Source organism: Mycobacterium persicum, from assembly GCF_002086915.1.
GTDB lineage: Bacteria > Actinomycetota > Actinomycetes > Mycobacteriales > Mycobacteriaceae > Mycobacterium > Mycobacterium persicum.
Genome location: NZ_MWQA01000001.1, coordinates 3347582 through 3359832 on the forward strand (window position 1 = coordinate 3347582; position 12251 = coordinate 3359832).

A 12251-nucleotide genomic window follows, 5' to 3' on the forward strand; every position below is an offset into this window, starting at 1 on the left:
TAGGATCGCCAATATCACCGATGTGCGACCACGTGACGTGGTGCGGGCACCCCGGGCGGCCCTGAAAAACCGGGACCGGGCCCGGATCGGGAACCGGATGGGACTCCGAAGAAAGGACAACGATGACCACCGAATCGGTTGCACCAAAAGCTCAGGACCTCGCCACGGGCCAACCCACGGCCCCTGAAGCCAACGCATCGAAGCCCACCCATGTCGCCGAAACGGTCGCCGAAACCGTGGCGCGGCTACGTAAGACGTTCGCCACCGGTCGCACTCGCAGTGTCGAGTGGCGCAGGAACCAATTGCTGCAGTTGCAACGGCTGATGGAGGACAACGAGGACGCGATCACCAAGGCGCTCGCCGAGGATTTGGACCGCAACCCGGTCGAGGCGTATATCGCCGACATCGCGGTCACCATTGCCGAAGCGAAGTACGCGGCCAAAAAGGTGCGCAGGTGGATGCGTCGCAAATACCTGCTTCTCGAGGCGCCCCAGCTACCGGGCCGCGGCTGGGTGGAGTATGAGCCTTACGGCACCGTGCTGATCATCGGCGCCTGGAATTACCCGTTCTATCTGACGCTGGGCCCGGCGGTCGGGGCGATCGCCGCCGGAAACACCGTCATCCTCAAACCCTCGGAGATCGCCGCGGCGTCGTCACGACTGATCGCCGAGCTGGTGCCCCGCTACCTCGACCGCGACGCGATCGCCGTGGTCGAAGGCGACGGCTCGGTAAGCCAGGCGCTGATCGCGCAGGGCCTCGATCGGGTGATGTTCACCGGCGGCACCGAGATCGGCCGTAAGGTCTACGAAGGCGCGGCGCCGCATCTGACCCCGGTCACGCTGGAACTCGGCGGCAAGAGCCCGGTGATCGTCGCCGCCGACGCGGACATCGACGTGGCCGCCAAGCGCATCGCCTGGATCAAGCTACTCAACGGCGGCCAGACCTGCGTCGCCCCCGACTACGTGCTGGCCGACGCGACCATTCGCGACGAGCTCGTCACCAAGATCGGCGCCGCCATCGGCAGGTTCCGCTCCCAGGACAACCCGGACGGCTTGCGCATCGTTAACCAGCGCCAGTTCGACCGGTTGAGCGGTTACCTCGCCGCTGTTGAAAACCAGGGCGAAGCCGACGGTAAGGCCAAGGTCGCGGTGGGCGGCAAGTGCGACGCGTCGAGCCTGCGCATCCAGCCGACCGTCGTCGTCGACCCCGATCCGGCCGGACCGCTGATGTCCAACGAGATTTTCGGTCCGATCCTGCCGGTGCTCACCGTCAAGTCCCTGGACGAGGCGATCAAGTTCGTCAACTCACGGCCCAAGCCGTTGTCGGCATACCTGTTCACCAAGTCACGCGAAACCCGCGAGCGGGTGATCAAGGAGGTGCCGGCCGGCGGCATGCTGGTCAACCACCTGGCCTTCCAGGTATCGACGGCCAAGCTGCCGTTCGGCGGCGTGGGCGCCTCCGGCATGGGCGCCTACCACGGCAAATGGGGCTTCGACGAGTTCAGCCACCGCAAGTCGGTGCTGACCAAGCCGACCCGCCCCGACTTCTCGAAGATCATCTATCCGCCCTACACCGAGCGCGCCTTCAAGCTGGCGCGCAAGCTGTTCTAGCCTGACGCAGACGCCCGCACGACCCGGTCGGCTGCCGGGCCGACCTTGACCATGTCAACGCACATTCAGAGAGGAACCTGATGCCCGGAGTGCAGGATCGCGTCGTCGTCGTTACCGGAGCCGGCGGGGGATTGGGCCGCGAATACGCCCTGACGCTTGCCAAGGAAGGGGCCAGCGTGGTCGTCAACGACCTCGGCGGCGCCCGTGACGGCACCGGCGCCGGCCACAACATGGCCGACCAGGTGGTCGCCGAGATCACGGACGCCGGCGGCCGCGCGGTGGCCAACTATGACAGCGTTGCCGAGCCCGAGGGGGCTTCCAACATCATCAAGACGGCGCTCGACGAGTTTGGGGCGGTGCATGGCGTGGTCAGCAACGCCGGGATCCTGCGCGACGGCACCTTCCACAAGATGCCGTTCGAGAACTGGGACGCCGTGCTCAAGGTGCACCTCTATGGCGGCTACAACGTGATCCGCGCGGCCTGGCCGCACTTCCGCGAGCAGAGTTACGGCCGGGTCGTCGTCGCCACCTCCACCAGCGGGCTGTTCGGCAACTTCGGACAGACCAACTACGGCGCGGCCAAGCTCGGTCTGGTCGGCATGATCAACACGCTGGCGCTGGAGGGCGCCAAGTACAACATTCACGCCAACGCGGTCGCCCCGATCGCGGCCACCCGGATGACCCAGGACATCCTGCCGCCCGAGGTGTTCGAGAAACTCACGCCCGACTTCGTCGCGCCGGTGGTGGCCTACCTGTGCACCGAAGAGTGCGCGGACAACGCGTCGGTGTTCATCGTCGGCGGCGGCAAGGTGCAGCGGGCCGCGTTGTTCCAGAACGCCGGAGCCACCTTCGACACCCCGCCTTCGGTGCAGGAGGTGGCGGCACACTGGGGTGAGATCACCGACCTGTCCGGCGCGCAAAAAGCCGGTTTCAAGCTGTAGTTTGCATGAAAGCCTGTGTCGTACAAGAGCTTTCCGGCCCGTCCGGCATAGTTTATACCGATATCGACGATATTCCCGATGACGGCGACAAGGTCGTCATCGACGTTCGTGCTGCCGGCGTGTGCTTTCCCGACCTGCTGCTGAGCAAGGGCGAGTACCAGCTGAAGTTGCCGCCGCCGTTCGTGCCCGGGCTGGAAACCGCGGGCATAGTGCGCTATGCGCCGCCTGGCTCGGGTTTCCTTGTGGGAGAACGGGTCTCGGCATTCGGGGTGCTCGGCTGCTACGCCGAACGGGTGGCCGTTCCGGTTTCCAACGTGGTGCGCAGCCCCGCCGAGCTCGACGACGCCGAAGCCGTGTCGTTGTTGGTCAACTACAACACCATGTACTTCGCGCTGGCGCGGCGCGCCGCGATGCGGCCGGGCAACACGGTGCTGGTGCTCGGTGCCGCCGGCGGGGTGGGCACGGCCGCCGTCCAGCTTGCCAAGGCGATGGGCGCACGCCAGGTGATAGCCGTGGTGCACCGCGAGGGGGCGGTTGACTACGTCGGCGCGCTCGGCGCCGACGTAGTGCTGCGATTGACGGACGGCTGGGTTGCCCAGGTGCACAAGCACACTCACGGCCGCGGTGTGGATATCGTCGTCGATCCCATCGGCGGCCCGAGCTTCGACGACGCCATCCGGGTGCTGGCCATCGACGGCAAGTTACTGGTCATCGGCTTTGCCGCGGGCAGCATCCCGACGCTCACCGTCAACCGGCTGCTGTTGCGCAACATCGGGGTGCTCGGCGTCGCCTGGGGCGAGTATCTCAACAAGGTCCCCGGTTCGGCGGCGTTGTTCTCCTGGGGTTTGAACTATCTGGTCGCCCTGGGGTTGAGACCGCCTCCGCCGCAACGCTATCCGCTGTCCGAAGCCCAGGCCGCGTTGCAGAGCCTGGCCGACGGAGGTGTGCTTGGCAAGGTGGTTCTCGAGCCTTAGCCTGAGTGGTCTCGCCCGCAAGTCTGTCGGGGGTCATGTCCGGGCGGTTGGGTCGAGTTGCCGGACCATCGTGTTCGGTACCCACATCGAACTGCGTTAATTACCACTGCTTAATGCCTGATTGAGTATCGGTATCGGCTGCCTTCTTGCTGGGATTGGGGCGCTCTGTGGTGATCGGTTTGCCGCTGAGTGCCGTATTTGCTGCGCGATCACCGAAAGTCGGGATTTCCATTAACTATTGGGAAGGGAGTGCTGTTGTGGCGTTGTGGGTGGTTCCGGAGGGACTGGCCGGCGCGGCCGCACAAGTGGCGGCGTTGAGTGCGCGGTTGGCGGCCGCGCATGCTGCGGCGGCGCCGGTGATTTCGGCCAACAAGGACGGTTAGTCAGGATGCTGTTCTTTCCACCGGCTAGTTCGCCGCCGCACCCGAGGACATCCTCGACATCGCCTGTGGTCAAAATAGCTGCGCCGCCGCGGTTTTGGTTACCGTGACGACGGCTAGGCCGCGCCGGTGAGGTCGCCGATAACCGATTCGACTCCGTTCAGCAAGACGATGGTCTGGAAGCCGCCCGCGAGGGTCAGCAGGGCCACATCCGCAGCGACCGGATAGCCGAATGCATTGACTATGCCGGCCGGGTCACCGTTGGCCAGCTCCCGGATCCCGTCCAGGAAGAGGTTGACGTTATACGACGGAACCTTGGTGGCCAGGGTGTTGACGATGTCAGCCGTCGGTAGCGCCATGGCGTAGGTGTCGGCGGCCGCGCTGCTGATGGCGTTGGTGATATGGGTGTTGGCCGCCTTGAGGGCATCGATGATGCCGTCGATGGGCGAACCGGTGGCCGCAGGCAGAGTCGGTAACGCCCATGCCGTCGGCGAGCCGCCGGTCAGCGCGGCGGCCGGCAGTGAGAAGTCGGGCAGCGACGTCGGCAGCATGGCGCCGATATCGCCGGCGAAGGCGTTCACCCCCTGCTGGGCTGCGCCGACCATATCGCCGGCAAAGGTCACCGGGTCGATCGACGGGAACAGCCCGAATCGGGTGGGTACATCCGCATATCCGGTCGAATAGCCGAAGTGGGGATCACCGTAGCCGAGGTTGACCAGATATGTCAGGTTCGGTTCGACCAGATCCGCCAGCGGGTTGCCGATCACCGGAAGCGCCCGTAGCGGCTGCAGCAACGGCAGCCCGGGATAGGTGATCATGTAGTAGTGCTCGAGGCCGTTGTTGGCCGGCGACACCGGCAGCTCCACCATGTTGTAGCCCGGGGGAAGGTTGTTCGGATCCAGTAATGGATAGTCGCCGTGCACGAACTGGATGCCCATGAACGCGTTGAGGTCCGCCAGGAAATTGATCGGGTAACGCGGGAAGTCGGCGTATCCGTCGTATTGCAGGGTGTACTGGCTGAGTTGGTAACCCGAATTGGACGGCGTCGCCCCGTAGAACTCCAGACCCAGCGCCGGCATCGACAGCCCGGGGAAGCGTGACAGCAGGCCGCCGTTGGGGGCCATCGGATTACCCAGCAGCGTGAAGCTGAGGTTGGCCGTGTTCGGGCTTCCCTGCAGAATGAGTTGGCGCATCTCCATCGAGGAGAGGATCGCGCTCTGCGAATAGCCCAACACCGCGACGTTGCCGCCGGCTGTGATCAGCCCTTGCGGCCCGAAGAGCGCGTTGTCCAGGATCTGCACACCGGTGGTCACCGACTGGGTGAGCGGCAAGTCCTTGATCTGGGTGAGCGGATACAAGCCTTCAGGGGTGTTGAGGGGGATCAACTGGCTGGGGGTTCCCGAAATATAGGGCGCGACGGACTGCATGTAGGCCAGTGATGGGATCGGCGTGCCGCTGCCGGTCATGATCAGCGCGTCGAACGGCGACGCCAGCGCCGCCGGTGCCGGCATTGCGCCTCCCGCCGGGGCGGCCGGGGCCGCGGCGCCGCCGAGTAACGACTGAATGGGCGAGGTCACCGCGCGAAGCGCCCCGGAAACCATCGCCGCGTTGGCTGCCTCGGCCTTTGTGTAGGCCGTCGCGGCGGCGGCCAGGGCCTGGGCGAATGTGTCGTGGAACTCCGCGGCCTGCTTGATGACCGCCTGGTATTCCTGTGCGTATGCGCCGAACAGCGTCGCAGCCGCGGCCGACACCTCGTCGGCGGCGGCCGCCGCAAGACCGGTGGTTGGGCCGGCGGCGGCGGCATTGGCCGCGGCGATCGCCGAACGAATTCCCTCGATGTTCGCGGCGGCGTCGGCCATCAGTTGCGGTTGCGCGATCATGCTGGTCATCGATCAATTTCCTTCAAACCCAGGGTGTTTCGTTGTGATAGCGCCGATGAGGCGAAACCGATGGCCCGGGCGGCACCGGCCATCGGGAGGTCCGGCATCTGTCAGCCTAGATCGGTCCGTTGGTTCATAGTGCGCGTTTGGCTATCTCAGCCGAACTCAGCCGCGCGCGGGTTGCTCGACGGCCGAACCGCGCCGCCGTCAGGCGATCTGGGACCCAATGTCGCGGACGGTCGTGACGGCGGCTTGGACGCCGGATCGCGTTAGAAATCGGTGACCACGATGCCCAGCAGGACCAACCCCTCAAGCCCGCCGGCAAGCGCAAGCAACCCCACGTCGGCGGCGATCGGATAACCGATGGCATTGATCAGCCCGACCGGGTCGCCGTTGACCGCTTGTTCGATGCCGTCCAGGAAGAGGTTGACGTTATAAGACGGGACTTCGGTCAGGCCGGCGTTGAGGATGTCCGCCGTCGGGAGCAGCGACTCGTAAGCGCGGGAGAGCCCCCCGGAAACGGTGTTGGAGAGATAAGTGTTCGCGGCCTGCAGGTCGGTGATCAAGCCGTCGATCGACGTCGGCGGAACCACTATTGCGGGCGGCGACGCGATCGACGTCAGCAGATCCACCAGGCGCGACGAACCCAGGCTGGGCACGGTCGGCGGTCCCTGCGGTCCTTGGCCGAGGACATCGTTGACCGCGGCGCTGAAGCCCTGCTGCGTTCCGGTGACCAATTGTGCGGCGACGACGGCCGGGTCCACCTCAGGGAAGAGCCCGAACGGCGTGGGCACGTTCGCCGGCGCGGTCGAATAGCCGTAGCGGGGGTCCCCGTAGCCCAAATTGACGATCGTCGTCAAATTCGGCTCGACGAGATCGGCGAGTGGGTTACCCAGCACCGGAATGAATCTCAGCGGAGTCAACAGCGGTAAATGGTGTGTGCGGATGATGTAGTAGGAGGTACTTCCCTGGTATGTCGGCTCCGTGGGTAACTTGATCAGATCGCCCGGGGGCAGCGTCTGCGGATTGATATCCGGAGTATCGGTGTGGACGAAGGCGATGCCCGCGATGGCATTCAGGTCCGACACGATGTTGAGCGGATAGCGCGGGAAGTCGGCGAAGCCGTCGTACTCGTGGGTGTAGAGCGAGGTCGGGTAGATGGTGTCGGCGGGCGTCGCTCCGAAGAACTCCACACCCAGGCTCGGCAGGCTGAGGCCGGCGAAGCGCGACAGCAGGCCGCCGTTGGGATTCATCGGGTTGGCCAGCAGGACGAAGCCGAGCTTGTCGGCGGGCGGAGCGGTGCCCGGCGGCATGGCCGCCAGATTGCGCATCTCCAACGAGGCGATGATCGCGCTCTGCGAGTAGCCGCCGACAACGACGCTGTTTCCCAGGGTGTCGACCTCGTTGAGGATCGCATTGTGCAGGATCTCGATGCCCTGGCTCACCGAAGTGGTCAGCGGCAAGCTCTTTTCGCCGGTGAGCGGATACAACTGCTCCGGGGTGAACAGCGCCCGCGCAGTGGTGGCCCCGAATTGCGGACTGATGTAGTTGAGCAGATCGTCCACGTAATCGATTCCGGGCGTTGGGTTTCCGCTGCCTCCCATGATCAGGGAAACGGTCGGTCCCGTCAGTGGCGACGCCGTGATGGCAGCCGAAACCGTTGCCGCATTGGTGGCTTCGCTTTGCGCGTATGCCAAACCCGCGGCCGCCAGTGATCGAGCGAACTCGGCTCGGAACGCCTCCAGAACCGTGACGATGCCCTGGTACTCCCGACCGTATGCGCCGAACAGATTCGCGATGGCCGCCGACACCTCGTCGGACGCGGCCGCGGCCAGGCTTGACGTCGGACCGGCTGCCGCGGCACTGGCCGAGCCCACCGCCGCGCCAATGTGTTCGAGATCCGCCGCGGCCGTCGCCACCATCTGCGGCTCGACGAGCACGTACGGCATCGGCGTATCCTCCTTAGCAACCAACCTCAGGCGCTCAAAGCAAACCTGTCCGCCGCTTTAGTGCCTGGCCATTTCATAGCGTCTAGCCGCACCCCGGCTAGAAGCTCAGGCTCTGCAATTGCTGAATAATTGACGCTATCGTTCTCACGATCGCGATGAATTCGATCATGCTGCCCAGCGCGGCCAACCCCGCGGTGGCGGCCAGCGGCAATTCGATCGCGGCGATGAAGTTTCCGTGCAGCAATTGGTTCAGGAACAGGCTGAGGTCGTAGGCCGGAAGAATCGTGGCAAAAGCCACGCCGAGATCGGCCGTGGGAAGCAGCAGTGAGTAGCTGTCCGCGACAACGGCGGCAAAAGTGCTGGCGATATTGACGGGCGTCGCGGGCACCGGCGTTGGACTCGGCGGCAGGATTTGCTGGATGAACGGTGGGAATCCGATCACCGGCAATTCGGGAGGGTTGAGCGCTGCCGGCAGCGCTGCAGCGAAGTCGTTGATGCCTTGTTGGGTTCCGGCGACCAGCGCATCGACGACCACGCCCGGCGGGATGTCCGGGAAGAGTCCGAAAGGGGTGGGTATGTTGGCCGGGCTCGTCGAGTAGCCGAATCTCGGGTCGCCGTAGCCGAGATTGACGATCACTTCCAAATTGGGTTGTACGAGCGCGGCCAGGGGTGGTCCGATGACGGGGATTGCCCGTATCGGGGCTAGCAGGGGCAGGTCCGCGGTTTCGATGATGTAGTACTGATTGGACGTCACGCCCTCGGTCGGCAGGAGTATGGCGTTGGCTACCTGTTGCGAGGTGAGATACGGGTACTGGGTGTGCACGGTGATAATCCCGAAAACCGCGTTGATGTCGGACAGGACATTGAGTGGGTACCTCGGGAAGTCGGCGAAGCCGTCGTATTCCAGGGTGTAGGTCGTCGTCGGATACGGATTGTCCGGGGTCGATCCGTAGAACGGTAGGCCGAGGGTCGAAATGTTCAGTCCGGGTATCCGTGAGAGGATGCCGCCGTTGGGATTCATTTCGTTGCCGATGAATATGAAGCTGAGCTGGCTCGGGTCCGGCTTATTGGGGCCCAGAGACAGAAGCTGCTCTATTTCCAGGGACGAGATGACGGCGCTTTGGGAATAGCCGAAAACGGTGACGTGATTTCCGGCGTGAATCTGCTCCCAAATCGCGGCGTCGAGAATCTGCAGCCCTGTTTGCACCGAGTTTTGGAAGGGCAGCGATTTGACGCCGGTGATGGGATAGAGCTCCTCAATTGTGTTCAACGGGTTCACGACCACGCCGGGCGGCAGGAATAGATTGGTGATGTTGGTGACGTACTGGATCGAGGGTATCGGCGATCCGGTGCCGCTCATGACGATCGCGGTGTTCTGGCCGAAAACCGGCGGTACCGGGGTGGGAGAGGTCGGCGTAAAGAGCCCGGCGGTGGCGCCTTTCACCAGGCTGGCGGCGCTGATGGCCTCGTCGCCGAAGTAGGCGTTCGCGGCCGCCGTCAACTTCTGGGTGAATTGGCTGTATAGCGTCCCGAGTTGCGCATTGATCGCTTGGTATTCCTGCCCGAACGCGCCAAATAGCTGCGCGATAGCGGTGGACACTTCATCTGCGGCGGCCGTGGCGATCGTGGTTGTCGGACCTGCCACCGACGCAGCGGCCTCATTGATCGCCGAGCCGATCCCGGCCAACTCGGCGGCGGCCGCGACCATGGCCGGCGGCTGTGTCAAAACATATGACAAGAGGCCATCCTCCTGGTGACGGGGTGCACGATTCACCCGCCATGTCGGGTACCCGTTGAGCGTAAGGCGATTCCGCGATCATGTCTGGCCTTTGGGCCGACCTCAAAGATTGGAGTTCAGCCCAAGAGCGCGCTGCGCAACCGGTCGACGTCGGTGGCAGTAATACCCGCGTCGCGCAGGTAGGCGCCGACCGATCCCCAGGTTTCATCGATGGTCCGCCACGATGCCTCCAGGTACTCCGGACGCACGCCGAGCACGCCGTCGGACAGCCGCGCTTCGGTGAACGTCACCACCTCCGGCGTCAGTTCGGCCTCGGAGCGCTGTTGGATCATTTCCGAGATTTGTTCCCGCAACCGCGGCACCGCGTCATTGCTGCGCAGAAAGTCGGTGAGGATGGCCTCGCGGTCGACACCAACGGCTTCCAGCACGGTGGCAACCACGAAGCCCGTACGGTCTTTGCCCGCGAAGCAATGGGTGAGCACTGCCCGCCCGCCGGTCAACAAGGTGACGACGCGGTGCAGCGCGCGTTGGGCGCCGGTGCGCGTAGGGAATTGGCGATATTCGTCGGTCATATAGCGGACGGCGGCCTGGTCGATTGATTCGCCGTCCGGACTGTTGGTCATTAGCTGCCGAAACGCGTGTTCGTGCGGCGCATCGGCGTCGGTCCCGGCGTCGTCGTCGGCCAGGTCGGGGAACGGCAGGAGGTGGATGTCGACGCCGGCGGGCACTCGCCCCGGACCGCGCCGGACGACCTCCCGTGACGAGCGCAGGTCGGCGACATCGGTGATGGCCAGCCGGCGCAGTGTTTCCCGGCCGGCGTCGTCGAGGCGACTGAGCTCGCTGGAGCGAAACAGCCGTCCCGGTCTCAGCGCGGTGCTGTCGGCAACGTCACGAAAGTTCCATGCTCCGGGTAGTTCCAGGTCAGCCATGTCGGGTGACCGCGGCGGCGAACGCGGATTTCTCCCGCCCCAGCTCGGCGCGCGCGATGGACCGCAGGTGCACTTCGTCGGGTCCGTCGAAGATCCGCATCGCACGATGCCAGCTGTAGAGCCTGGCCAGCGGGGTGTCGTCGCTGACCCCGGCGGCGCCGTGAACCTGGATCGCGCGGTCGATGACGTCACACGCGACTTGCGGTGCCACGGCCTTGATCATCGCGACCAGGTGGCGAGCCTCCTTGTTGCCGTGCTGGTCGATGGTCCACGCGGCCTTCTCGCACAGCAGCCTGGCTTGGTCGATTTCGTTGCGGGACTTGGCAATTGCCTGCTGTACCACGCCCTGCTCGGCCAGCGGGCGGCCGAACGCCACCCGGTTGCGCGCCCGGTCCACCATCAGCGCCAGCGCGCGTTCGGCTCCGCCCAGTGCGCGCATGCAGTGGTGGATTCGGCCCGGTCCCAGCCGCGCCTGGGCGATCGCGAAGCCGGAGCCTTCTTCACCGAGCAGGTTGGTGGCCGGCACCCGAACGTCGTCGTAGCTCACCTCGCAGTGGCCGTGCTGGTCCTGCCAGCCGAATACGGGTGTGGAACGCACGATTGTCACCCCGGGAGTGTCCATCGGCACCAGGATCATCGACTGCTGTTGGTGGGCCGCCGCGTCGGGGTTGGTGCGCCCCATGACGATCAAGATCTTGCAGCGCGGGTCCGAGGCGCCCGACGTCCACCACTTCCGGCCGTTGATGACGTAGTTATTGCCGTCATCGCCGTCTCGGGCGATCGTGGTTTCGATGTTGCGGGCGTCGCTGCTGGCGACCGCGGGCTCGGTCATGGAGAACGCGCTGCGGATCTCGCCGTCCAGCAGCGGTTGCAGCCACTGCCGGCGCTGCTCGTCGGTGCCGAACATGTGCAGGATTTCCATGTTGCCGGTATCGGGCGCCGCGCAGTTCAATGCCTCGGGCGCGATCTCCAGGCTCCACCCGGTCAGCTCCGCCAGCGGCGCGTACTCCAAGTTGGTCAAGCCCGACTCGGCTGGCAGGAACAGATTCCACAGGCCGCGTTCTTTGGCCTTGATTTTGAGTTCCTCGATGATCGGCGGGACGGTGTGGTCGTCCGGGCCGGCTTCATTGCGATATCGGTCGTAGTCGGACTCGGCCGGGAAGACGTGCTCCGTCATGAAGTCGGACAACCGCTGGTGGTAGTCGATGGCCTTGGCCGACATCGCGAAGTCCATTCCCACACACTAAGGCACGATGGGGAGCCTGCAGTAAGCCACCGCGAGCAGACGCGGAATCGCATGAATTCGCATACGTCAGTGCGATTCTGCGACTGCTCGCGATGCAATAGGGGTCATGAACGAGACTCGCCCGCCCTTCCCGCCGTTCACCTCTGACACCGCAACGCAGAAGGTCCAGGCCGCAGAGGACGCCTGGAATACTCGCGACCCTCACCACGTCAGCCTGGCCTACACCGTCGACTCGCACTGGCGAAACCGCGACGAGCACATCGTGGGCAGAGACCAGATCGTCGCCTTTCTGACCCGCAAGTGGCGGCGCGAGCTCGACTACACGCTGCGCAAGAGCCTGTGGGACTTCCACGACAACCGCATCGCGGTGCGGTTCCAGTACGAGTCCCGCGACCACACCGGTCAGTGGTATCGCAGCTACGGCAACGAGCTGTGGGAGTTCACCGCGTCGGGGCTGATGGCGCGTCGCGAGGCCAGCATCAACGACCTGCGAATCGCCGAATCCGAGCGGCGCTGGTTCGGTCCGCGACCGGCCTCCGAGCACGGGCGGGACATCCCGCTCTGGTGAGGCCCGCCGCCGCGTCACACAACCTCACTTTGTGTC

General features: G+C 64.9%; 9 protein-coding genes and 1 pseudogene. 5 read left to right on the forward strand and 5 right to left on the reverse strand.

Going from position 1 to position 12251, the window contains the following annotated elements; translation table 11 throughout:
* Positions 1 to 122 precede the first annotated feature (122 nt).
* From B4U45_RS15335 to B4U45_RS15350, 4 genes and pseudogenes are all read left to right on the forward strand, one after another.
* Entirely contained in the window at positions 123 to 1610 is a 1488-nt protein-coding gene (locus B4U45_RS15335; protein WP_075545101.1) for an aldehyde dehydrogenase family protein, read from the forward strand.
* Between the two features lie 80 nt (positions 1611 to 1690).
* Entirely contained in the window at positions 1691 to 2551 is an 861-nt protein-coding gene (locus tag B4U45_RS15340) for an SDR family NAD(P)-dependent oxidoreductase (protein WP_099223779.1), read from the forward strand.
* Positions 2552 to 2556: 5 nt separating this feature from the next.
* The gene (locus tag B4U45_RS15345) at positions 2557 to 3525 is read left to right on the forward strand and encodes an NADPH:quinone oxidoreductase family protein (RefSeq protein ID WP_099223777.1); all 969 of its coding nucleotides are present in this window, start codon (positions 2557 to 2559) and stop codon (positions 3523 to 3525) included.
* A 257-nt stretch (positions 3526 to 3782) separates the two neighbouring features.
* Positions 3783 to 3893, forward strand: a pseudogene (locus B4U45_RS15350) (PE domain-containing protein); the annotation flags it as partial.
* A 128-nt stretch (positions 3894 to 4021) separates the two neighbouring features.
* Here the strand turns inward: B4U45_RS15350 and B4U45_RS15355 are convergent.
* From B4U45_RS15355 to B4U45_RS15375, 5 genes are all read right to left on the reverse strand, one after another.
* On the reverse strand, positions 4022 to 5794 hold the full coding sequence (locus B4U45_RS15355) for a PE-PPE domain-containing protein (protein WP_075545104.1): 1773 nt from the start codon (positions 5792 to 5794) through the stop codon (positions 4022 to 4024).
* Positions 5795 to 6054: 260 nt separating this feature from the next.
* Positions 6055 to 7734 carry a PE family protein gene (locus B4U45_RS15360; RefSeq protein ID WP_219859431.1) on the reverse strand — a complete coding sequence of 560 codons (1680 nt, stop codon included), beginning with the start codon at positions 7732 to 7734 and terminating at the stop codon, positions 6055 to 6057.
* Between the two features lie 97 nt (positions 7735 to 7831).
* Positions 7832 to 9472, reverse strand: a complete 1641-nt coding sequence (locus tag B4U45_RS15365; RefSeq protein WP_075545176.1) for a PE family protein — start codon at positions 9470 to 9472, stop codon at positions 7832 to 7834.
* A 116-nt stretch (positions 9473 to 9588) separates the two neighbouring features.
* Positions 9589 to 10401: a tyrosine-protein phosphatase gene (locus B4U45_RS15370; RefSeq protein ID WP_075545106.1), complete on the reverse strand. Its 813-nt coding sequence runs from the start codon at positions 10399 to 10401 to the stop codon at positions 9589 to 9591.
* A complete protein-coding gene (locus B4U45_RS15375; RefSeq protein WP_089025124.1) occupies positions 10394 to 11623 on the reverse strand; it encodes an acyl-CoA dehydrogenase family protein in 1230 nt (409 codons plus the stop codon). The genes B4U45_RS15370 and B4U45_RS15375 overlap by 8 nt, the downstream gene beginning before the upstream one ends.
* A gap of 130 nt (positions 11624 to 11753) precedes the next feature.
* Here B4U45_RS15375 and B4U45_RS15380 point away from each other — a divergent pair, with 130 nt between their 5' ends.
* Complete coding sequence (locus tag B4U45_RS15380; RefSeq protein WP_075545108.1) at positions 11754 to 12215, forward strand: nuclear transport factor 2 family protein; 462 nt, start codon at positions 11754 to 11756, stop codon at positions 12213 to 12215.
* Positions 12216 to 12251: the final 36 nt, after the last annotated feature.

Coding starts and splice junctions, on each gene's coding strand:
- B4U45_RS15360 (WP_219859431.1), bottom strand. CDS start 7,734: ATGCCGTACGTGCTCGTCGAGCCGCAGATGGTGGCGACGGCCGCGGCG.
- B4U45_RS15375 (WP_089025124.1), bottom strand. CDS start 11,623: ATGTCGGCCAAGGCCATCGACTACCACCAGCGGTTGTCCGACTTCATG.
- B4U45_RS15345 (WP_099223777.1), top strand. CDS start 2,557: ATGAAAGCCTGTGTCGTACAAGAGCTTTCCGGCCCGTCCGGCATAGTT.
- B4U45_RS15380 (WP_075545108.1), top strand. CDS start 11,754: ATGAACGAGACTCGCCCGCCCTTCCCGCCGTTCACCTCTGACACCGCA.
- B4U45_RS15340 (WP_099223779.1), top strand. CDS start 1,691: ATGCCCGGAGTGCAGGATCGCGTCGTCGTCGTTACCGGAGCCGGCGGG.
- B4U45_RS15355 (WP_075545104.1), bottom strand. CDS start 5,794: ATGACCAGCATGATCGCGCAACCGCAACTGATGGCCGACGCCGCCGCG.
- B4U45_RS15335 (WP_075545101.1), top strand. CDS start 123: ATGACCACCGAATCGGTTGCACCAAAAGCTCAGGACCTCGCCACGGGC.
- B4U45_RS15370 (WP_075545106.1), bottom strand. CDS start 10,401: ATGGCTGACCTGGAACTACCCGGAGCATGGAACTTTCGTGACGTTGCC.